This is a genomic window from Saccharothrix luteola (assembly GCF_020859565.1).
In the GTDB taxonomy this organism is placed as follows: Bacteria; Actinomycetota; Actinomycetes; order Mycobacteriales; family Pseudonocardiaceae; genus Actinosynnema; species Actinosynnema luteola.
Genome location: NZ_JAJHUO010000002.1, coordinates 196,836 through 219,150, shown reverse-complemented (window position 1 = coordinate 219,150; position 22,315 = coordinate 196,836). Strand labels below are relative to the sequence as shown.

16 protein-coding genes are annotated in these 22,315 nt (G+C 71.7%); 5 read left to right on the top strand and 11 right to left on the bottom strand.

Annotated elements, in window-relative coordinates; all coding sequences use genetic code 11:
* Positions 1 to 21: 21 nt before the first annotated feature.
* Genes LNK82_RS02700 through LNK82_RS02675 form a run of 6 tightly spaced genes read right to left on the bottom strand, consistent with a single transcriptional unit; the run spans position 22 to position 5,991 of the window.
* On the bottom strand, positions 22 to 975 hold the full coding sequence (locus LNK82_RS02700) for a fumarylacetoacetate hydrolase family protein (RefSeq protein WP_230565291.1): 954 nt from the start codon (positions 973 to 975) through the stop codon (positions 22 to 24).
* A complete protein-coding gene (locus LNK82_RS02695) occupies positions 975 to 1,913 on the bottom strand; it encodes a VOC family protein (RefSeq protein WP_230565290.1) in 939 nt (312 codons plus the stop codon). Before LNK82_RS02695 ends, LNK82_RS02700 begins: the two co-directional genes overlap by 1 nt.
* Positions 1,910 to 2,914, bottom strand: coding sequence for an amidohydrolase family protein (locus LNK82_RS02690; RefSeq protein WP_230565289.1), 1,005 nt, complete (start codon positions 2,912 to 2,914; stop codon positions 1,910 to 1,912). Before LNK82_RS02690 ends, LNK82_RS02695 begins: the two co-directional genes overlap by 4 nt.
* Positions 2,911 to 4,029: an FAD-dependent oxidoreductase gene (locus LNK82_RS02685; RefSeq protein WP_230565288.1), complete on the bottom strand. Its 1,119-nt coding sequence runs from the start codon at positions 4,027 to 4,029 to the stop codon at positions 2,911 to 2,913. The genes LNK82_RS02690 and LNK82_RS02685 overlap by 4 nt, the downstream gene beginning before the upstream one ends.
* Before the next feature lie 31 nt (positions 4,030 to 4,060).
* Entirely contained in the window at positions 4,061 to 5,014 is a 954-nt protein-coding gene (locus LNK82_RS02680) for a cyclase family protein (RefSeq protein ID WP_230565287.1), read from the bottom strand.
* Positions 5,011 to 5,991 carry a fumarylacetoacetate hydrolase family protein gene (locus LNK82_RS02675; protein ID WP_230565286.1) on the bottom strand — a complete coding sequence of 327 codons (981 nt, stop codon included), beginning with the start codon at positions 5,989 to 5,991 and terminating at the stop codon, positions 5,011 to 5,013. Before LNK82_RS02675 ends, LNK82_RS02680 begins: the two co-directional genes overlap by 4 nt.
* A 107-nt stretch (positions 5,992 to 6,098) precedes the next feature.
* On the opposite strand from LNK82_RS02675, the gene LNK82_RS02670 reads away from it, so the two are divergent.
* Positions 6,099 to 7,001, top strand: a complete 903-nt coding sequence (locus tag LNK82_RS02670) for a LysR family transcriptional regulator (RefSeq protein WP_230565285.1) — start codon at positions 6,099 to 6,101, stop codon at positions 6,999 to 7,001.
* Positions 7,002 to 7,026: 25 nt separating this feature from the next.
* Here the strand turns inward: LNK82_RS02670 and LNK82_RS02665 are convergent, their stop codons facing one another.
* The 5 genes from LNK82_RS02665 to LNK82_RS47555 form a co-directional block, all read right to left on the bottom strand.
* Positions 7,027 to 7,962 (bottom strand): PDR/VanB family oxidoreductase, encoded by a 936-nt coding sequence (locus LNK82_RS02665; protein WP_230565284.1) that lies wholly within the window; start codon positions 7,960 to 7,962, stop codon positions 7,027 to 7,029.
* 11 nt (positions 7,963 to 7,973) lie between these two features.
* Positions 7,974 to 8,213 carry a hypothetical protein gene (locus LNK82_RS02660; protein ID WP_230565283.1) on the bottom strand — a complete coding sequence of 80 codons (240 nt, stop codon included), beginning with the start codon at positions 8,211 to 8,213 and terminating at the stop codon, positions 7,974 to 7,976.
* The gene (locus LNK82_RS02655; RefSeq protein WP_230565282.1) at positions 8,210 to 9,262 is read right to left on the bottom strand and encodes an aromatic ring-hydroxylating dioxygenase subunit alpha; all 1,053 of its coding nucleotides are present in this window, start codon (positions 9,260 to 9,262) and stop codon (positions 8,210 to 8,212) included. The genes LNK82_RS02660 and LNK82_RS02655 overlap by 4 nt, the downstream gene beginning before the upstream one ends.
* Positions 9,263 to 9,325: 63 nt before the next feature.
* Complete coding sequence (locus tag LNK82_RS02650) at positions 9,326 to 10,852, bottom strand: acyl-CoA synthetase (RefSeq protein WP_230565281.1); 1,527 nt, start codon at positions 10,850 to 10,852, stop codon at positions 9,326 to 9,328.
* Positions 10,853 to 10,973: 121 nt separating this feature from the next.
* The gene (locus tag LNK82_RS47555) at positions 10,974 to 14,936 is read right to left on the bottom strand and encodes a CHAT domain-containing protein (RefSeq protein ID WP_230565280.1); all 3,963 of its coding nucleotides are present in this window, start codon (positions 14,934 to 14,936) and stop codon (positions 10,974 to 10,976) included.
* A gap of 636 nt (positions 14,937 to 15,572) precedes the next feature.
* Here LNK82_RS47555 and LNK82_RS02640 point away from each other — a divergent pair.
* The 4 genes from LNK82_RS02640 to narI are packed head-to-tail and all read left to right on the top strand — an operon-like array spanning position 15,573 to position 22,238.
* On the top strand, positions 15,573 to 19,202 hold the full coding sequence (locus LNK82_RS02640) for a nitrate reductase subunit alpha (RefSeq protein ID WP_230565434.1): 3,630 nt from the start codon (positions 15,573 to 15,575) through the stop codon (positions 19,200 to 19,202).
* Entirely contained in the window at positions 19,202 to 20,845 is a 1,644-nt protein-coding gene (narH, locus tag LNK82_RS02635; RefSeq protein WP_230565279.1) for a nitrate reductase subunit beta, read from the top strand. Before LNK82_RS02640 ends, narH begins: the two co-directional genes overlap by 1 nt.
* Positions 20,842 to 21,516 carry a nitrate reductase molybdenum cofactor assembly chaperone gene (narJ, locus tag LNK82_RS02630; protein WP_230565278.1) on the top strand — a complete coding sequence of 225 codons (675 nt, stop codon included), beginning with the start codon at positions 20,842 to 20,844 and terminating at the stop codon, positions 21,514 to 21,516. Before narH ends, narJ begins: the two co-directional genes overlap by 4 nt.
* Positions 21,513 to 22,238 carry a respiratory nitrate reductase subunit gamma gene (narI, locus tag LNK82_RS02625; RefSeq protein WP_230565277.1) on the top strand — a complete coding sequence of 242 codons (726 nt, stop codon included), beginning with the start codon at positions 21,513 to 21,515 and terminating at the stop codon, positions 22,236 to 22,238. The genes narJ and narI overlap by 4 nt, the downstream gene beginning before the upstream one ends.
* Positions 22,239 to 22,315 lie beyond the last annotated feature (77 nt).

Sequence of the window (22,315 nt, the reverse complement as noted above, 5' to 3'; positions counted from 1 at the left end):
GTCCCCGCCCGGGGTGGCGTTTCACCGGTGCGAGCGCTCGGTGCGGCAGTGGTCGTGGCCGGCTGGCCGGCGGCGAGCGGTCGGCAGTGGCCGGACCTCCGTCCCGGCGACCACGGTGGTGCTGATCCGGCCGATGCCCTCGACGGTGAGGGTGACGGTGTCGCCGGGGCGCAGCGGGTGCTGCTCCGCTCCCCGGCCCCAGAGTTCGGCCAGGCAGCCGCCGTTGCCGCAGGTGCCGGAGGCGAGCACGTCGCCGGGTCGCACGAAGGTGCCGCGGGAGGCGTAGGCGACCATCTCCTCGAACGTCCAGCTCATGTTGGACAGCAGGTCGGAGCCGACGACCTCGCCGTTCACCTGCGCGGTCAACGCCAGGCGCAGCAGGCCGTCCTCGCGGTACGGCTCCAGTTCGTCCGGGGTGACCAGCCACGGGCCGAGGGTGGTGGCGGCGTCCTTGCCCTTGCACGGGCCCAGGCCGACGGCCATCTCGGCGGTTTGCAGGTCGCGGGCGGACCAGTCGTTGAAGATCGTGTAGCCGGCGATGTGGTCGCGGGCCTGCTCGGGGGTCAGGTCGCGGCCCTCACGTCCGATCACGGCGGCGACCTCCAGTTCGAAGTCCAGCACCGCCGAGCCGGGCGGCACGGGCACGTCGTCGTGCGGGCCGATGACGGCGTAGGGGTTGCCGAAGTAGAACGTGGGCGCGGCGTACCACTGCCCGGGCACCCCGGCGCCCGCGCGCATGCCCTCGACGTGCTCCTCGAAAGTGGCGAAGTCGCGCACGGTCGGCGGCTGGAGCGGTGCCAGCAGCCGCACTGCCGAGACGTGCGGTCCGGGCGGGTGGTCCAGTGCGTCGGCCCCGGCGGCGGGCAGGTCGTCGAGGACGTCGATCAACGCCCTGGCGTCGACCGGGTGCAGCAGGTCGTCGTCCAGCACGCCGACCCGCTGCCGCCCGTCGTGGTGGTAGGTGGCGAACCGCATCAGACCGGCGGTGCGACGAAGCAGCCGCGGTCGGGGTCGTTGAACGACTCGCGCGCCACCAGCTCGTTCATCGGGTTGGCGGTGCCCCACTGGTCGGTGACCTCGGGCTGGGAGAAGTCGTAGACGCTCGGGTGCCAGGAGTCCTCGTCCAGCAGCTCCAGCTCGGTGGTGTACTCGACGGTGTTGCCGTGCGGGTCGAGGAAGTAGGAGAACGTGTTGTCGCCCGCGAGGTGACGGCCGGGTCCCCAGATCTTGCGCACGCCCGCGCGCAGCAGGCGGCCGGTGCCGCGCATGTACTCGTCCACGCCGCGCAGCTCGAACGAGATGTGGTGCAGCGCGGTGTGCGGGCCCTTGGCCAGCGCGAGGCTGTGGTGCTGCGGGTTGATGCGCATGAAGTGCATGACCTCGCCCATGTGCCGTGAGCTGAGGGTGTCGGACAACGCGAACGACAGGTGCCGCTCGTACCAGGCCCTGGTGCGGTTGAGGTCGGGCGAGTTGAGCACCACGTGCGAGAGCCGCACGGGGATGGCCTCCTTCTCCTCGACGCGGCGGTGCTGCCGGTTCTCGACCTCGGCGGAGACCTCGACGGTGCGGCCGTCGACGTCGAAGAACCGGAAGCCGTAACCGCCGCCGAGCGTGCCCAGCTCGTCCGGGGTGCTGATGAGCTTCACGTCGGCGGCGATGAGCTGCTCGGCCAGCGCGTCCACGTCGGCCGGGGTCGCCGCGCCGAACGCGACGAGGTCCAGGCGCTTCTCCTCGGCCTCGCGCAGCCGCACGACGTACTGCTCGGGCGACCCTTCGGCGGCCAGGAAGCTCAGGCCGGAGTCGCCTGCGACCTCGGTGAGGCCCCAGACGCCGGAGTAGAACTCCAGTTGCTTGTCGTAGTCGGGCACGGCGAGGTCGACGTGCCGCAGGTGGGTGAGCAATCGCCTGGTCACCGGGTCTCCTCCAGGTTGAGCAGGGCGGCGGCGTTGCCGCCGCGGACGGCGTGGAAGTCGGGGTCGGGCAGGCCGGCGGCGCGCAGGGCCGCCACCGGGTCGTCGGCACCCATGTCGAACGGGAAGTCCGAGCCCAGGAGCACCCGGTCGGGGCCTGCGGCGCGGGTCAACGCGCGCAGCACGTGCGGGTCGTGGACGAGGGAGTCGAACCACAGGCGCTTGACGTAGTGGCTCGGCGGATGGGCACAGCCCCGTGCGTCGGGCCGCACGCGCCACGCGTGGTCGGCGCGGCCGAGGTGGGTGGGCAGGTAGCCGCCCCCGTGCGCGGCCACGACCCGCAGGCCGGGGTGGCGGTCGAGCACGCCGGAGAAGAGCAGGTGTGACAGGGCGACGGCGTTCTCGGTCGGCTGGCCGACGCTGTTGGACAGGTACCAGCGGTCCAGCCGTTCATCGAGGGTGCAGCCGAACGGGTGCAGGAACACGATCACGCCGGTCTCGGCGGCCAACTCCCAGAACGGCTCGTAGGCGGGGTCGGACAGCTCGCGGCCGGGTGCGTGGCTGCCGATCTCCACCCCGACCAGGCCTTCGCTCACCGCGTGGTCGAGGGCCTGCACGGTGAGGTCGGGGTGCTGGAGGGGTGCCAAGCCCAGGCCGCGCAGCCGTTCGGGAGCGTGGTCGCAGTGCTTGGCGGTCGCGGTGTTGGCCGTCTCCCACACCGCGCGGGCGAGGTCGCGGTCGGTCCAGTAGTGGTAGTGCGACGGCGACGGGCTCACCAGTTGCACGTCCACGCCCGCGCCGTCCATCGCGGCCAGCCGTTGCGCCACGTCGGTCAGCAGCCCGATCCGTTCGCGGACCATCGTGCCGCTGACGGCCAAGGCGTCCGGGCCGTTGCGGCGGGCGTCCAGGGCGCGTGCGGCGGCGTGACCGGGGTGGTCGGCGACCAGCCGGTCGACCTCGGGCAGCAGGACGTGGGCGTGCACGTCGATGGTCGGGCCGGTCATGGGCGCTGCGCCAGCATCGCCATCGTGCGGCCCATGAGCCCCGGCACGTCGGCGTCGCGCACACCGTCGAGCAACCACTGCCCGAGCTGCACCGACGCGTCCACGACCTCGCGCACGCGCGGGTAGCGGCGGTCGCGGTACTCGGTGAGCAGCGCGTCGTCCCAACTGTCCCGAGTGGACAGCACCTCGGCGAGGACGAGCGTGTCCTCCAACGACATCGCCGCGCCCTGCGCCAGGGTGGGTGGGCACGCGTGGGCGGCGTCGCCGACGAGCACCGCCCGGCCACGGTGCCACGGGCCGTCGACCAGCAGCCGGTCGAACCAGGTGTAGTTGACCACCGCCGGGTCCGTCAGCGCGGCCTGGATCTCCGGCCACGGCCCGCCGTAGCCCCGGGCCAGGCGCAGCATCTCCGCGGCGTGGGTCGACGGGGCGATGGCGTCGCGGTCGCGGTTGCGCTCGACCAGGTAGGCGTAGGCGGTGTCAGGGCCGGTCGGGCAGCAGCCGGCGATGAAGCACGATCCGCCGTAGATCATCCGGGTGTGCTCCAGGCCGGTCGGGCGCGGCACGGGAGCGCGCCAGATCGCCATGCCGGTGGGCGCGGGCCGGTCCTCGACCCCGATCAGCCGGCGGGTGGCGGAGTTGAGGCCGTCCGCGCCGACGACCAGGTCGTACCGCCCGGTCGTGCCGTCGGAGAACGTGACCTCCCCGATCTCCGGGTCGAGGGCGGTGGCGGTGACGCCGAGCCGGACCGACGCGCCGGACGCGCGCACGGCGTCGATGAGGATCTGCTGGAGCCGCGGCCGTTGCATGCCCACCGTGGCGGGCAGGTCCGCACCGCCGATCCGGACTCCCCGGTGCACCGCCAGCACCTCGCCGGTCGGGGCGAGCAGGCCCAGGTCATCGAACGGGAACCCGTCGCGCAGCACCTGGTCGATGACTCCGACCTCGCGCAGGACGTGCAAAGCGTTGCCCTGCAAGGTGATGCCGGAACCAGCCGTGGCGTTCCAGTCGGGCTTGGCCTCCACCAGCTCGACGGCGTGACCGGCGCGGCGCAGCAGCACGGTCAGGGCGTTGCCGGCGGTGCCACCGCCGAGGACGAGCACGGTGCGGGTCATCGCTTCTCCTCGCGGTTGCTTGACGGCGGTGTCACTTCACGGCGACGGGGTTCACCGGCGAGCCGACGGCCCCGGTGATCGGCAGCGGCGCGGCGGTCAGCCAGAACTCGTGCACGCCGTCGGCGACGCAGTCCTCGGCCAGCGCGTCCAGGTCCCACATCTCCCCCACGAGCAGCCCGATGTGCGGGATCACGACCTGGTGCAGCGGCTGGAAGGCGTGGTCGAACTCGTTGGGCCGCACCTCGAAGCCCCACGTGTCGGTGGCGATCGCGGCGATCTCGGTGCGGTGCAGCCAGGACGCCGTGGTGAACGACAGGCCCGGTGCCGGGCCGCCCGCGTAGTCGCCCCAACCGTCGCGCTTGGCGCGGGTCAACTGGCCGGTCCGAACCAGCACGACGTCCCCTCGGCCGACCTGGACGCCGTGCGCCTCGGCTGTGGCGGTGAGGTGGGTTTCGGTGACGGCGAAGCCGTCGGGCAGTTCGCCGCCACCGACGACCCGGCCGACGTCGAGCAGCACGCCGCGCCCGGCGACGTGGGCGGCCAGGTGCTCGATGCCGGTGACCAGGTCGCCCTCGGACGTGACGGTGGTGGCCGCGTCACGGCCGTTCCACGCCTTGCCGTGGTCGAAGATGTGCCCGAGGCCGTCCCACTGGGTCGAGCACTGCAACGGCATCGCGATCACGTCGTCCGCACCGCCGATGCCGTGCGGGAAGCCCTGGAGCCCGGCCGCCGCGTCGGTGCCGGTGTCGAGCATCGTGTGCACCGGATTCGTGCGCCGCCGCCAGCCCTTCTGCGGGCCGTTCATGTCGAACCTCTGCGACAGCGAGAAGCTCACGCCACGGCGGATCAGCGCGGCACCCTCGCGGCGCTTCGCGGCGGTGAGGAAGTTGAGCGTGCCCAGCACGTCGTCCTCGCCCCACCGGCCCCAGTTGGAGCACTTCCGAGCGGCCTCGGCGATGGCGCTCTCCGGATCGGCGCGGTTCACGCCCGGTCCTCCGCGACGCACCGGGTGCGCTGGACACCCAGGCCGGTGATCGTCGACTCCATCACGTCGCCGTCGCGCAACAACCGGCCGTGATGCATCCCGTTGCCCGCGGGGGAACCGGTCAGCACGAGGTCACCCGGCAGCAGGGTCGTGGTCCGGGACGCGTACGACACCATCCGCGCGACGTCGAAGATCATGTCCTTGGTCGATTCGTCCTGCATGGTCTCGCCGTTGAGCTTGAGCGTCAGCCGCAGGTCCGACGGGTCCGCGACGAACTCGGCGGGCACCAGGTACGGGCCCAGCGGGGTGAAGCCCGGCGCGTTCTTCGACCGCAGCCAGTCCGTGCCGATCTCCCGCATGTCGGTGCGGAACACCAGGTCGCGGGCGGTGAGGTCGTTGGCGATGGTGTAGCCGGCGACGTGCCGCAACGCCTCCTCGGGCGACACGCGGTGCGCGGGCGTGCCGATGACCGCGGTCAGCTCCACCTCCCAGTCCGGTTGCTCGCACCACGAGGGCAGCACCACCTCGTCGTACGGCCCGGTGATCGCCGACGGCAGGCCGATGAACACGTACGGCTGGTCCTCGCGGGCACGGCGGTCCATCAGCTCCGCGGCACGCGCCCGCGCCTGCTCCTCGCTCTCGGCGGAGTCCGCCGGGCGGTGCGCCACCACGAGGTCGATCACGTGCTGCCGGTAGTTCGCGCCGGACTGGAACACCTGCCGCGGCGCGACCGGCGCGTGCACCCGCAACCCTTCCAGCGCCCGCCACTCCAGCGCGCCGTCACGTGCCACGCCGTGCAGGGCGGGCAGCGCCTCGGCCCACCGGTCGATCACGTCCAGCGTCGAGGCGGGCCGCCACGCCAAGGCCTGCCCGAGGTCGACCACGCGGTCGTCCACCACGAGACCGGGGAACGGCGGGTTCCCCGACTCGGAGAAGGTGCCGAGCGCGAACCGGAGCGGTTGCGGCGGTGCTGCCATGAGGTGTCCTCCCGTGTCGTGAGGACTACTGTGACCCGCGTCAAAGAATCACGGAAATGAATGTTCGTGATGCTTCGCATCCACGCCGTGGATGACAGGAGGTGCCGGTGAACCTGTCCAACCTCGACCTGAACCTGGTCGTCGCGCTGCGCGCGCTGCTGGAGGAGCGCAACGTCACCAAGGCGGGGCAGCGCATCGGCGTCACGCAACCCGCGATGAGCGCCGCCCTGGCGCGCCTGCGCCGCCACTTCGACGACCCGCTGCTGTCCCGCACCGGCTCCCGCTACGAACTCACCCCGCTGGGCGCCGTCCTGCGCGACCGCGCCGCCACCGCGTGCGACGTGCTGGACCGGGTGTTCACCAGCCAGGCCGACTTCGACCCGAGCACCGACACCCGCGAGTTCACCCTCGTCTCGTCCGACTACGGCGCCGCCGTCTTCGGCGTCGCCCTGGCCCGCGAACTGCACGACGTCGCACCCGGCGTCCACCTGACCTTCCGGCAGACCTCGCCCACCCTGCTGGACAACCTCGGCACCGTGCTCAGCACCGTGGACGGCCTCCTGCTCCCCCACGGCGTCATCGACGGCTTCCCCGCCGTGGAGCTGTTCACCGACCGCTGGGTGTGCCTGGTCGCCGACGACAACCCCGAGATCGGCGACGACCTCACCCTCGACGACCTCGCCCGCCTGCCCTGGGCGGTCTACCAACGCGCCTACGACGCACCCGTCACCCGCCAGCTGAGCATGCTCGGCATCAGCCCCCGCGTCGACGTCTCCGCGCCCTCCTTCCACCTCCTCGCTCCCCTCGTCGCCGGCACCCGACGCGTGGCCCTGGCACAACAACGCCTGGTCGAACGCTTCCCCACCCCCGGCGTGCGCACCCTGCCCTGCCCATTCCCCGCCGTGCCCGTGCAGGAAGCCATGTGGTGGCACCCCATCCACACCCAGGACGCCGGGCACAGCTGGCTGCGCGAGACGGCCGAGAGGGTCGGACGACAGATCGGCAGGTGACTTGGCGCCGGGTTCGACTCCGGGGTCACAGGTCGAGGACGAGCCGTCGGCTTCGGGACCGTGACACGCAGATCATCATCACGTCGCAGGCCGCCCGCTCCTCGTCGTCGAGCACGGAGTCCCGGTGGTCCGGAACTCCCTCCAGCACGCCCGTCTCGCACGTGCCGCACGTCCCCTCCCGGCACGAGGACAGCACCGCGATCCCGGCTTCCTCCACCGCGTCCAGGATCGACTCGTCCTCCGGCACGACCAGTGTCCGACCCGACCGCGCCAGTTCTACCTCGAACGACGTCCGCTCGCCCTCGACAGCCCTGGGCGTGAAGCGCTCGACGTGCAGACGAGCGGGCGAGCGTTGCTCGACGGCGGCGAGCAACGGCTCCGGCCCGCAGCAGTAGACCTCGGCGTCCGCCGCCAAGAACGAGTCCAGCTCCAGCAACCCGGTCTCGTCCTGCGGCCGCACGACCACCCGGTCGCCGTACCGCTCGCGCAGGTCGCCGGCGAAAGCCATGGACGAGCGCGTCCGACCTCCGTACAGCAACCGCCACGACGCGCCACGACCGGCGACCGCCCTGATCATGGGCACGATCGGCGTGATGCCGATGCCACCCGCGACGAACAGGTAGCGCTCCGCCGCCACGAGCGGGAACTGGTTGCGCGGCCCGCGAACCCGCACCGTGGAACCCTCGCCGAGCGTCGAGTGCACGTACCGCGATCCCCCACGGCCGGCAGGCTCGTGCAGGACGGCCACCTGGAGCGTCGAGCGGTCCGCCGGGTCGCCGCACAGCGAGTACTGGCGGACGAGGTCCGGCCCCAGCACGAGATCCACGTGCGCGCCCGGTTCCCACGCGGGCAGCGGTTCGCCGCGCGGGTGGCGCAGGGTCAGCCGCACGACGCCGTCGGCGATCAGCTCCTTGCGCTCGACCAGGACGTCGAACTCCACGTGCCCGGTGGACGCGGTCATCGGGCTCCCGTTCACCGGTGGGCGTCGACCGGCTGCCGGTCGACCGTCGGCGGCGACACGGCCTGCGGCGACACGGCGGTCGGCGATTCGTGGCCCTCGGGGTGGGCCAGCAGCCAGTCCCACAGTTCCACCGGATCGTCCGACTCGTGCTCGGCTCCGCAATGGCACACGCCGACCAGCAGGTCGGTGCCCGGCTCCCAGTGGATGCGGTAGACCGTGCCGCCGCGCAGCATCGCCACCCGGTCGCTCATGTCACGGCCGCCTTCGACGGTTCGTCGGCCTCCGCGACCATGCGCTTGAGGATGCGCCGCGCCGCCAGCCCACCGGTGTCGATGTTGATCGACAGTTCCTGGTAGCCCTCCGGCTCGGACCGGATCACGCGCTCCAGGAGGTCCAGCGCGGTGACGTCTTGGAGGACCACCGTGCGGTTGCTGTCACGCAGGAAGTCCGACACCTCCTGGTCGTCCAGCGCGAAATCCCGTGCCACGGCCCAGAAGTCGTGCGTGCTGTGCTCGGTCTCCGGCGTGATGGCGTAGACGACCTCGACGTGGAAGCCGTGCGGGTCCGAGCCGTCGGCCTTCGGCAGCACGTCGACCGGCGCGACCCGGCTGTGCAGCAGGTACAGGCACGGCGGGTGGTACTCGATGTCCTGCCAGCGCGTGATCCGGCCTTCGATCCCGGTGGACTTGGCGTAGAACGGCGGGCACGCGGCGTCGGCCATGTGCCGGCTGACGTAGATGACCCGGTCGTCCTCGTCGACCTCGGTGGTGATCGGCGTGTTCGCCACCTCGGGCGTGCCGATGTACCCGCCGTGCAGGTAGGTCTCGTGCGACAGGTCCATCAGGTTGTCCACCAGCAGTTCGTACCGCGCCGCCAACGGCTCCATCCCGCACACCGTGGTGTAGGCGGGGTCGGCGAGCCAGGGCGCACGCGGGATCAGCGCCTCGTCGGCCCGGTCCCGCTCGCCGATCCACACCCAGACGAACGAGTCCTGCTCCACCACCGGGTAGGACGGCACCCGCGCGGTGCGCGGGATCCGCTCCTGCCCCGGCACGAACACGCAACTGCCGGCCTTGTCGTAGGTGAAGCCGTGGTAGCCGCAGACGATCGTGTCGCCTTCCAGCCTGCTCTCCGAGAGCGGGTAGCGCCGGTGCACGCACCGGTCGGCCAGCGCCACCACCTCGCCGGCCTCACTGCGGTAGAACACCAGCGGCTCACCCAGGATCGTCCTGGCGAGCAGCTCCCGCCCGATCTCGCGGCCGTAGGCCGCCACGTACCAGTGGTTACGCGCGAACGTCATGATCTGGCAACCTCCTGCGCGGTGATCTCCACGCGCTGCGTCTCTTGTGGACCGTCCGATGGGTCAGCTCGCGCCGTAACGGGCGCGCACGAGTTTCTTCAGCAGCTTCCCGGTGGCGCTCTGCGGCAGTTCGTCCACGAACACCACGGACTTCGGGATCTTGTAGCCGGCCAGCCTGGCGCGCAGGAACGCCAGGACGTCCCGCTCGTTCGTCGCGTCGGCACCGGGGTTGACGGTGACGACCGCGCGGCCCACCTCACCCCACCGGGAGTCGGGAACGCCTATCACCGTGCACTCGGCGATCGAGGGGTGCTCGTGCAGGACGCTCTCGACCTCGGCGGGGTAGATGTTCTCCCCGCCCGAGATGATCACGTCCTTGAGCCGGTCGACCACGGCGATGTAGCCGTCCTCGTCCGGCGTGGCGACGTCGCCGGAGTGGAACCACCCGTCGGGGCCGAACGCCCGCGCCGTGTCCGCGGGCCGCTGCCAGTAGCCGCGCATCACGGTGGGACCGCTGATCACGATCTCGCCCTTCTCACCGGGCGTGACGTCGGTCAGGCCCGGCCCGACCACGCGCACGTCGGTGAAGAAGTGCGGCACACCGGCCGTTCCCGCCTTGACCTCGCTCATCTCCTTGGTCAGGTACAGGGCGCCGGGAGAGGTCTCGGTCATGCCGTAGCCCTGGCTGAAGGACAGGCCGCGCCGCTGGTAGGTGCGGATGGTCGACTCCGGCACGGGCGCGCCGCCGCAGTTGACCTGCCGCAGGCTGGACAGGTCCGCCTCCTCCCAGCGCGGGCAGGCGGCGATCGCGTTGTACATGGTGGGAACGCCGAACATGTACGTGACGCGGTGGGTCTCGATCTGGTCGAGCACCTCGGCGGCGTCGAAAGCCGGCATGAGGACGACCGTGCCGCCCTTGATGAGCGTGGGCAGGCAGGTCATGTTCAGCCCGGCGGTGTGGAACAGCGGCGCGACGACCAGCGTCACCTCGTCACTGGCCAGGTCGACGTCGACCAGCACGTTGACGGTGTTCCACGTGAGGTTGCCGTGGGTCAGCATGGCGCCCTTGGGCCGCCCGGTCGTGCCCGAGGTGTACATGATCAGGCAGAGGTCGTCGAGCGTGACCGGTTCGTCGATCGGATCGGCCTCGGACGCCGCGATCAGCTCCTCGTACGAGGACTCGCCCGCGGCGGGGTGGTCGAGCGCGATGGTCCGCAGCGATCCCGCGGCGGCCCGGACCGCCTCGACGACGGACGCCTGCTCCGGGGCGTACACCAGCACGTCGCTGCCCGAGTCGGTCAGGACGTGCGCCACCTCCGCCGGCGCCAGCCGCATGTTCAGCGGGACGAACACCGCGCCGAGCGCGCCGACGGCGAACAACGTCTCCAGGAAGGCGGGGTGGTTCGGCCCCAGGTAGGCGACCCGGTCGCCCCGGCCCACACCGAGCCGCCGCAGGCCGTGCGCGAGCCGGAGCACCCGTTCGTGCAGTTGCCGGTAGGTCGACCCACGACCTTCGTGGATCACCGCCACCTTCTCCGGCGTCTTGCGGACCCGCCGTGCGGTCCACGAGCCGATGCCCTGGTTGCGCATGGCGACCCCTCCAGTCCTTGACCGGGCCCAGCGGGCGGGCCGCTCCGACCGGAACCAGCCCCACCTTGAAGCTAGGCACATCTGTGTCGGTCGTCAAGAATCTGCCCAACGTTGGCTCGCTTCAGGGGCCGACGTGGACGTACGGGACCCACGCGGAGGGCAGCGTGTCCCAGCCCCGGGCACGGAGGTCGTGCACGGCGCGGTGCAGCGCGTACGCGGCCTGGTCGCCGGCCATCGTCGTGCCGAGGCGTTGGTAGAAGCCGCGGGCGACTTCGGCGGCGGTGGTGTCGTGGATCGGCCAGAGCGTGGCCACGACGTGGCGGTAGCCGGCCAGTTGGAGCGCCGCGCCCAGGTGCAGCGATTCGTCGGGCAGGTCGCCGCCGCTCGCGGTGTCGCACGCGGACAGGTAGGCCAGTTCGCCCCTGAGGTGCAGGCGGGAGACGTCGGCGACCGTCAGCAGCTCGTCGTGCAGCACCAGTCCCGACGTCGACGGGCGTCGGGCGTCGGCCACGCCGTGGCAGGCGAAGTGCACGTGGGTGTGCCGTCGCAGGTCGGCGAGCACCCGGTGGCGCTGCGCGTCGGCGGATCGGCGCACGGTGCACGTGCCTCGCGTCAGCTCGGTGAGCACGGCGACTTCCGGTTCGACGTCCAGCGGGGCGGCGTCCGCCGCGTCGGGGACGGCCACGACGAGCGTGCCGTCGCGCTCGGCCGGCTTCTCCTTCCGCGCCAAGGAGAGGGCCCTGATCGTGGGCGTGTAGGAGGAGACCGTCCGGTGGGGCACGGAGGCGGACGTGCCGGGGATGCCCGCCGCGTGCAGCGGCAGCCGGGTCATGGCGCCGGTCGGGCACCACCACAGCCGGGGCGTCGGGCCGAGGTGGTCGAGCACGGGCTGGGCCACGGCCTGCCACAGCCACGCCAGCACGTCGTTCAGGACGGTGTTGTGCGCGATGATCCCCGCGACGTCGTGGGCGGCGCGCGCGGCGGCGGCGAGTTCCTCGGCCCGTTCGGTCGCGGCGACCGCCGTCAGGTCGGGCAGCGGCACCACGTCGACGCCGCGGGTGGTCAGGATCAGGGCGTCGCAGCGCAGCGGGCTCACGTTGACGACGACGACCGGTCCGCCGGTCGCGGCGGTGAGCAGCTCGGCGAACGGCGGCGGGCGCAGGAAGTCGGCCAGCCCGGGCAGCCCGCGGACTTCGGCCACGGTCTCGTCCCACTGCCGGGCGAGCGTCATGCGGAGGTCGCGCGTGGCGGGGGTGGGGTCGATCGTGGGAGCTTCGTCAAGGCCGTCGCGCAGTTCGGCCAACCGCCGCGCGAGGTCCGGGCGCACCTCGTGCAGCGCCAGGAAGTCCGCGCGCAGGTCCAGGACCTGCGACCAGAGCACCGACCGGCCCTGCTCCAGCAGTTCGACGGCCCGTTGCGGACGACCCGCCGTGAGCGCGGTGGCGGCGGCGTGCGAAGCGACCCCGACCAGCGCGAGCAGTTGCCGTTGCCGGTCCTCGCGGTGCAGGCCGTGCCAGGCGAGCACCGGCAGCAACGCCACCACCTGCTCGTACCCGGCGAGCGACGACGCCACGTCGTGCCCGGCCCCGGCAACGGCCCACCACGACGCCGCCCGGATCCGGTCGAGCGCCGGCGACGCCACCGAGGCGGCCCCGGCCGACAGCGCCGCGAGGGCCTCGGCGAGATCGGCCGGGTCGTGCCCGGCCCGGTGGCGGCGGAGCAGCGCGGCGGCGAGGTTGTACGAGTGCACCGCGAGCTGGGTTTCGCCCGACGTGGTGCGCGCGACGCATTCCCGCAGCAGGGCGACGGCCTCGTCCAGGTCCCGCGCCTGGCCGGTGGACCCGAAGCGGTCGGCGAGCGCACCACCGAGGTTGGACAGGTAGCGGGACCGGCCGGGGTCGCCCGGGCGCGTGGCCGCCAGGACGGCGCGGTGAGCCTCGACGGCGCGGTCGAGGTCGGCCGGGTCGTGCCGGACGCGGAAGCGCGTCGCGTACGCGTTCGCGAGGTTCGTCGAGTGCCGGGCGTGGCGGGCCGTGCCCTCGAGCCCGGTGACCGACCCGATGCCCGCCTCCACGGCCGCGTCCAGGTGCGCGGGGTCACCGGTGAGGTGGTACAGGTGGCCGAACCCCTCGCACAGGCCGGAGAGGATCTCGGGCCGCAGCACCTCGGTCGGCCCGACCGCGGCCAGCGCCTCGTGGAACGCGTCCACCGCGTCCACCGCGTCCGCCGCGGCGCCGGTCCGCTCGAAGCGGCGGAGCAACGCGCCACCGAGCTGGTTCACCAACGAGGGATCCGGACGGACACCACCCGCGATCCCGCGCCGGAGCACCGCGATCCCGTCGTCCAGGTCGCGCGCGGAGCCGAAGAGCTCGTACGCGGTGAGCAGGGCGTGTCCGACCGCCCCCAGCTGGACGACCGCCATGCCCGGCGGCAACTCGGGCGCGGTGATCTCGCGGGCGACGGCCAGCGCGCGCGTGGCCGAGTCCGGGTCGCCGTGCAAGTGGTAGCGGGCGAGGTGCGCCCGCACCAGGTTGGCCTGGTCCAGCAGGCGCTCGGGATGCCCGTCCGGCCTGACCGCCGCCGCGGCGGCGTACAGCTCGATCGCTTCGTCCAGGTCCTCGTCGCCGCCGTACCTCCGGGAGCGGTCGGACAGCGCGATGGCCAGGAGGTTGAGGTGGTCGACGTAGTGCGGCCGGTCCGGCGGGACGTGGTCACCGGCCGACCTGTGCCAGTGCACCGCCTCGTCGATGGCCGCGCGGTCGCCGGTCTCGGCGAACAGCAGTCGGTACGCGGTGCCGAGCTGCACCCTGGCCCGGCCCTTGAGGTCGAGGCTGCCGCTGTCCACCGCGGTCAGCAGCAGCTCGATGGACTCGGCCAGCGCGCCGGGCACGCCGCAGAGGTGCGCCGACACCAGCGCGTTCGCCAGGTTGACCACGCAGTAGTCGGTCAAGGGCTGCTCGCCCCGCGCCGGGCCGAGGGCGGCGCGCCCGGCCGCGACGCCGTGCTCCACGTCGAGCGGGTCCTGGAGCCGTTCGAAGCGGGCGAGGTGGACGAGGCACAACCGGGTGTGGGCCAGCGCCTGCGGCACTGCGAGCCGCAACTGCTCCGCGAGCGGCACGGCGCGGCGCAACACCTCGATCGCCTCGTCCAGGTCGACCGTCGTGGTGTCGGTCTCGGCGCGGGAGACCAGGGCGACGCCCAGTTCCAGCAGGGCGTGGACGTGAGCCGGGTGACCAGGCGCTGTCGCCTCCACCCCGAGGCGGTAGAGAGCGATCACGCGGTCCGGCTCGTCGATCCCCACGTGCTCGCCCAAGCCGGCGAGCAGGTCGGTGGTGAGTTCGGTGACGTGCGCCCGGACGTCGTCGTCCGCGTCGGGGTCGTGCCACGTCCGCGACATCACCTCGACCAGCAGGTCGGCCCGCTCGGGACCGGGTCGTTGCACGAACTGCGTGGCCCGCAGGTCGACCAGGTTCGCCATCGCGACGGGCCGGTGCGCATGGCCGGGCCGTGACGCGGCGAGGCAGGCGGTGAGGACGCGGGCGGCTTCGGCGCCGTCCGGGCTGTCGGGGCCGTCCACCCGGAGCCGGATCGTCAGGACCCAGCCGAGCCGGCACAACGCGGCGCCGTGGAACTCCTCGCCCTCCGGGAGCCGGGCGGCGCACGCGGTCGTCGCCGCCACCGCGCGGTCGAGGTCCAGCCGGTCCCCGGTCACCTCGAAGCGGGAGGCGAAGCCGCCGCCCAGGCTGTAGAGGAAGAACGGGTCGAACTCGCCCTCCCCCGCGCCGCCTCCTTCGACCAGGTCGAGCGCGGCCGACAACAGGACCGGCAGGACGTCGGGGTGTTCCGGCCGCAGCGCGAGGAACCGGTTCAGGTAGGCCGACACGGTGTCGGGGTCCCGGTCCCCGGCGAAGAACCGGCACCAGCAGAAGTACGCCACGGCCACGACCGCGTCCGGATCGGTCGCGCCCGCGAGCGCATGGGCTTCCGCGAGCGCCTCCGCCGCCAGGACCGCATCGACGTCCTGGTCCCGGAAGAAGGCGTCGACCCGCCGGAAGAGCGAGGCGGTCAGCTGCTCGGTCTCCACAACCCGTGGTTCGCACAGCGTCGCCGTGACGTTACCGGCAGTATCCCCCGTGACCCGGCTCTACCGCACCCTCGTCGGAATGCGGTGCGGGAAAGAAACCCGCAGAAGTGTGACGGCCAGTTCCCACGTCGGGCCTCCCGGAGCCATGGTGGTCACTGCGCGAGTCCCGAGGATCGGGATGGTCGGGCGGGCGCTCGCGACGAAGAATTCCACAGCCCGAAATCACCGATACCCATCCCGGGCCGTGGGCGACTCCGCACCTCGTCACCCGGCCGGTGTGACTTGGATGTTAAAGATGGGTGCGAACATGTGGGGCGGCTCTCGTCACGCACGGTGCCACCAAGGTCAACCCGGTCACACAACCGCAGGTCAACCGAGGTTGACCGACCAAGGCGGGGACACGGGCAACAGGGCGGTCGTAAACGCGAGGTTACGTCGTGCTCACCGGCCTCGGCGCGATAGCGTGCGGATTTCACTCCTTTCTTGTAGGCACCCCGGCCGCCCCCTAAGGTGACCCAGCAGAGCCATTGACGACGACTGTCGATTTAGCGATTCACTATTACTTCGGAGGTGATCGCCGTGTCGAATTTCTCCGCCGGTAGCGTTCGTCCGAACGCCGCGGAGCCCGATTCCGAGATCGGTGATTCGCTGCTGCGCCTGGCCAGGCACTTCCAGCGGGGCGAGACCTCCGCGGACGGGCGCACGCTGCACCAGATCGGTGGGCGCGGCGCCGACGTGTTCTACCGGGACCGGTGGGCCTACGACAAGGTGGTGCGGTCCACCCACGGGGTGAACTGCACCGGCTCCTGCTCGTGGAAGGTCTACGTCAAGGACGGCGTCATCACCTGGGAGTCCCAGCAGACCGACTACCCGTCGATCGGGCCGGACAAGCCGGAGTACGAGCCGCGCGGCTGTCCCCGCGGCGCGTCGTTCTCCTGGTACACCTACTCCCCCGCCCGGGTGCGCTACCCGTACGTGCGCGGCGTGCTGCTGGAGTACTACCGCGAGGCGAAGGAACGGCTGAAGGACCCGGTGCTCGCCTGGGCCGACATCGTCGAGGACCCGGAGAAGTCCCGCCGGTACAAGGCCGCCCGCGGCATGGGCGGCTTCGTGCGCGCCGAGTGGTGGGAGGCCGCCGAGATGGTCGCCGCCGCGCACGTGCACACGATCAAGCGCCACGGCCCGGACCGGGTCGCGGGCTTCTCGCCGATCCCGGCGATGTCCATGGTCAGCCACGCGGCAGGCGCCCGGTTCGTCTCGCTGATCGGGGGCTCGATGCTGAGCTTCTACGACTGGTACGCCGACCTGCCGGTGGCGAGCCCGCAGGTGTTCGGCGACCAGACCGACGTGCCGGAGTCGGCGGACTGGTTCGACGCCGGTTACCTGATCATGTGGGGCTCGAACGTCCCCGTCACCCGCACGCCCGACGCGCACTACATGACCGAGGCGCGCTACCGGGGCCAGAAGGTCGTCGTGGTGTCCCCGGACTACGCCGACAACACCAAGTTCGCCGACGAGTGGCTGCCCGCGCGCCCGGGCACCGACGCGGCGCTCGCCATGGCGATGGGGCACGTGATCCTGCGGGAGTTCTTCGTCGAGAAGAGCACCCCGTACTTCACCGACTACGTCAAGCGCTACACCGACCTGCCGTTCCTGGTCACGTTGACCGAATCCGACGACGGCTACGTGCCGGGCAAGTTCCTCACCGCCGCCGACCTCGGCGACACCGGCGAGGGCGCGGAGTCCAAGACCGTGCTGCTGGACGCGCACGGCGAGCCGGTGGTCCCGCCCGGCTCGCTCGGGCACCGGTTCACCGACTCCGGGCAGGGCAAGTGGAACCTGGACCTCGGCGACGTCGACCCGCTGCTGTCGGTGCGCGGCGGCGACCCGGTCACCGTGGCGCTGCCGCGGTTCGACACCAGCGAGCCGGGCGTGCTGCACCGGGGCGTGCCGACGCGGATCGTCGCGGGTCGGCGGGTGACCACGGTGTTCGACCTGCTGCTCGCCCAGTACGGCGTGCGCCGCGACGACCTGCCCGGCGAGTGGCCCACCGGTTACGACGACGCCACCCAGCCCTACACCCCCGCCTGGCAGGAAGGGATCACCGGGGTGCCCGCCGCCGCGGCCGAGCGGATCGGCCGGGAGTTCGCCGACAACGCCGAGCGCTCCAAGGGCCGGTCCATGATCCTCATGGGCGCGGGCACCAACCACTGGTTCCACTCCGACCAGATCTACCGCTCGTTCCTGGCGCTGACCATGCTCACCGGCTGCCAGGGCGTCAACGGCGGCGGGTGGGCGCACTACGTGGGCCAGGAGAAGTGCCGCCCGATCACCGGGTGGTCCACCCTGGCGTTCGGGCTGGACTGGCAGCGCCCGCCCCGGCAGATGCAGGGCACGATCTTCTGGTACCTGGCCACCGACCAGTGGCGCTACGACCCGTTCACCTCGGACGTGATGTCCTCGCCGCTGGGCACCGGTCGCTTCGCCGGTCGCACCGCGGCCGACAACATCGCGCTCGCGTCCCGCCTGGGGTGGATGCCGAGCTACCCGACGTTCAACCGCAACCCGCTCGACCTGGCCGACGAGGCGGAGCGGCTGGGCAAACCCGCAGCGGACCACGTGGTGGACGGGCTCAAGTCCGGGCACCTGCGGTTCGCCTGCGAGGACCCGGACGCGCCGGAGAACTTCCCGCGCGTGCTCACCGTGTGGCGGGCGAACCTGCTCGGCTCGTCGGCCAAGGGCAACGAGTACTTCCTCAAGCACCTGCTCGGCACCGACACCAACCTGCGCGCCAAGGACTCCGACGGGGTGCGGCCGCAGGAGGTGACCTGGCGCGACGAGGCGCCGGTCGGCAAGCTGGACCTGCTGCTGTCGCTGGACTTCCGGATGACGTCGACGACGCTGTTCTCGGACGTCGTGCTGCCCGCGGCGACCTGGTACGAGAAGCACGACCTTTCCTCCACCGACATGCACCCCTACGTGCACGCCTTCTCGCCCGCGATCTCCCCGCCGTGGGAGACCAAGACCGACTTCGAGGCGTTCCACCGCATCGCCCGCGGGTTCTCCTGGCTGGCCGAGAAGCACCTGGGCAAGCGCAAGGACATCGTGGCCGTCCCGCTCACCCACGACACCGCCGACGCCACCGCGCAGCCGGGCGGTCGGGTGCTGGACTGGAAGAACGGCGAGTGCGAGCCGATACCCGGCAAGACCATGCCGAGGCTGGTCGTCGTGGAGCGCGACTACCCGGCGGTCGGCGAGAAGATGGCCGCCCTCGGACCGCTGGTCGAGCAGGTCGGGCTGACCACCAAGGGCGTCACCACCCACCCGGACGAGGAGGTCGAGTACCTCAAGGGCGCCAACGGGACGGTCCTGTCCGGTGTCGCGGCCGGGCGACCGTCGCTGGCCAAGGACACCCACGCCGCGGAGGCGATCCTGGCCCTGTCCGGCACGACCAACGGCCGCCTGGCCACGGAGGGGTTCCGCGCCCTGGAACGCCGTACCGGCACCCCGCTGGCCGACCTGGCCGCGGAGAGCGAGGGCAAGCGGATCACCTTCCCCGACACCCAGGCCCGGCCGGTGCCCGTGATCACCTCGCCGGAGTGGTCGGGCAGCGAGACCGGCGGCCGGCGGTACTCCCCGTTCACGATCAACACCGAGCGGCTCAAGCCCTGGCACACGCTCACCGGGCGCCAGCACTTCTTCCTCGACCACGACTGGATGTTCGAGCTGGGCGAGCAGCTGCCGGTCTTCCGGCCGCCGCTGGACATGACGGCGCTGTTCGACGAGCCGGCCGTCGGCGCGCTGAACGGCGGCGTGACCGTGCGCTACCTGACCCCGCACTCGAAGTGGTCGATCCACTCGGCGTACCAGGACAACCTGCACATGCTCACGCTGTCGCGCGGTGGGCAGGCGATCTGGATGTCGGACCGGGACGCCGCGAAGATCGGCGTCGAGGACAACGACTGGATCGAGGCGGTCAACCGGAACGGGATCGTGGTCGCCCGCGCGATCGTGTCCCACCGGATGCCCGAGGGCACGGTGTTCATGTACCACGCGCAGGACAAGGCGGTCGGCGTGCCGCGGACCGAGGCGACCGGCAAGCGCGGCGGCATCCACAACGCGCTGACCCGGTTGATGGTCAAGCCGTCGCACCTCATCGGCGGCTACGCCCAGCAGTCCTTCGCGCTCAACTACCACGGTCCCACGGGCAACCAGCGGGACGAGGTCACGACCATTCGCCGCCGGAGCCAGGAGGTGCAGTACTGATGCGCGTGATGGCACAGCTCGCCATGGTGATGAACCTGGACAAGTGCATCGGCTGCCACACGTGCAGCGTCACCTGCAAGCAGGCGTGGACCAACCGCGGCGGCGTGGAGTACGCGTGGTTCAACAACGTCGAGACGCGGCCCGGCCAGGGCTACCCGCGCCAGTACCAGGACCAGGACAAGTGGAAGGGCGGCTGGGCGCTGAACAAGCGCGGCAAGCTGACCCTGCGCACCGGCTCGCGGCTCAAGCGGCTGCTGAACATCTTCGCCAACCCGGACATGCCCACGGTGGCGGACTACTACGAGCCGTGGACCTACGACTACCAGAACCTGCTGTCCGCGCCGCCCTCCGACACCACGCCCACCGCCAAGCCGAAGTCGTCGATCACCGGCGAGGACACGAAGGTGACGTGGGGCGCCAACTGGGACGACGACCTGGGCGGCGGGCCGGCGCAGATCGGCAAGGACCCGTTGCTGGGCAAGCTCTCCGAGCAGGTCAAGCTCGAGTTCGAGCAGACGTTCATGTTCTACCTGCCCCGCATCTGCGAGCACTGCCTCAACCCGTCCTGCGCGGCGTCCTGCCCGTCCGGCGCGATCTACAAGCGCGCCGAGGACGGCATCGTGCTGGTGGACCAGGACAAGTGCCGCGGCTGGCGGCAGTGCGTCACGGGCTGCCCGTACAAGAAGATCTACTTCAACCACAAGACGGGCAAGGCGGAGAAGTGCACGTTCTGCTACCCGCGGGTAGAGGTGGGCATCCCGACGGTGTGCTCCGAGACGTGCGTGGGCAGGCTGCGCTACATCGGCGTGCTGCTCTACGACGCGGACAAGGTGGGTGAGGCGGCGTCGGTCAAGGACGACAAGGACCTCTACCCCGCGCAGCTCGACGTCTTCCTCAACCCGCACGACCCGCGCGTGGTCGCCGAGGCCGAGCGGGCGGGCATCTCCGGCGAGTGGATCGAGGCCGCGCAGAACTCGCCGGTGTACCGGCTGATCGTCGACTACCAGCTCGCGCTGCCGCTGCACCCGGAGTACCGCACCATGCCGATGGTCTGGTACGTGCCGCCGCTGTCGCCCGTGGTCGACGTGCTGTCGGAGACCGGCCACGACGGCGAGGCGGTGGGCAACCTGTTCGGCGCCATCGACGCGCTGCGCATCCCGGTGGAGTACCTGGCCGAGCTGTTCACCGCCGGTGACGTGGGACCGGTGCGGGCCTCGTTGCAGCGGCTGGCCGCGATGCGCGCGCACATGCGCAAGGTCAACCTCGGCGAGGACGTGGACGACTCGATCGCCGCGTCGGTGCGGCTGGCGCCCGGCGAGATCGAGTCCATGTACCGCCTGCTCGCCATCGCCAAGTACGAGGACCGCTACGTGATCCCCGGCGGCGCGGGGTCGGACGCGCACCGGCTGGAGGCCCTGACCACCGGGTGCAGCCTGGACGGCGACGGCGGCCCCGGCATGACCGCGTTCGAGGTGATGGCCGAGAAGTTCCAGCTGACCGACACCAACGGCGCGGCACCGGCCGACAAGGCCAAGCGCATCAACCTGCTCGACTGGGACGGCGTCGACACCAAGGGCCTGTTCCCCACCGGGGGCAACGGCAACGGCGCCACCACCGCGCACGAACCCGAGGCCATCGCATGAGCGTGCTGCGCAAGCGGGACAAGAAGGTCGCGGAGGCGCCGGACCGCGAGAGCCGGCTGGTGTGGCGGATCGCCGCGCTCCTGATCGACTACCCGGGCGAGGCGATGACGCGCCTGCTGCCCGAGCTGCGCGCGGCGGCCGGGTCGCTGCCGGCGCCCGCCGGACCCGCGCTGGTGTCCTTCGTCGACCACGCGGCGTCCTCGGCGGGCAGCGCGTTGGCGCAGCACTACGTCGAGACCTTCGACCTGCGCAAGCGCAACTGCCTGCACCTGTCGTACTACGCCTACGGCGACACCCGGAAGCGCGGCATGGCGCTGCTGCGGTTCAAGCACGCCTACCGCGCGGCCGGTGTCGAGCTGGGCGAGCACGAGCTGCCCGACCACCTCGCGGTGGTGCTGGAGTTCGCCGCGACCGCCGATCCCATCGCCGGGCGGCGGCTGCTGGTCGAGCACCGCCCGGTGCTGGAGATGATCCGGCTGTCGCTCGCCGACGGCGGGTCGCCGTACCTCGCCGTGCTGGACGCGGTGTGCGCCACGTTGCCGGAGATCAGCGCCGCGGACCTCCGCAAGATCGCGACGCTGGCCGCCGAAGGGCCACCCGAGGAGGACGTGGGGTTGGAGCCCTTCGCGATGGACCCGGCGCTGCACGCCGAAGCGGGAGGACGACGATGAGCACGTTGCTGTGGCTGGCCCTGCCGTACATCGCGCTGACCTCGTTCCTGGTCGGGCACGTGTGGCGGTACCGGCACGACCAGTTCGGCTGGACTACCCGGTCCTCGCAGATGCACGAGAGCAGGCTCCTGCGCATGGGCAGTCCCCTGTTCCACTTCGGGCTGCTCGCCGTGATCGGCGGCCACGTGCTGGGCCTGCTGGTCCCGAAGAGCTGGACCGAGTTCGTCGGGATCACCGAGGGCATGTACCACCTCGTCTCCGTGACGGCCGGGACGCTGGCGGGCGTGGCCACCGCGGCGGGCGTGGCGATCCTGCTGTACCGCCGCTTCACGGTGTCCGCGGTGCGCCAGGCCACCACGCGCGGCGACAAGGTCATGTACGCGTTCCTCGTGGCGGCGATCGTGACCGGGATGTTCAACACCGTGGGCGAGAACCTGATCGGCGGCGGCTACGACTACCGGTCCTCCGTGTCGGTGTGGTTCCGGGGCCTGTTCACGTTCTCCGCGCAGCCGGAGCTGATGACGGGCACGCCGCTCAGCTTCCAGGTGCACAACGTGACCGTGCTCGTGCTGCTGGGCATCTGGCCGTACACCCGCCTGGTGCACGTGTTCAGCGCGCCGGTCGGCTACCTCGTGCGGCCGTACGTCGTGTACCGCAGCCGTGATCCCCAACGACCCGACACCAACCGGTACGCCCGCGCGTGGGGTGACCAGCACGAGTAGTAGCGGTCGGCCCGAACCGGCCGAGTCGGGCCCCCCCCCCCCCACCCCGGGGGGGGGGGCGTGGTGGTGGCCCCCCC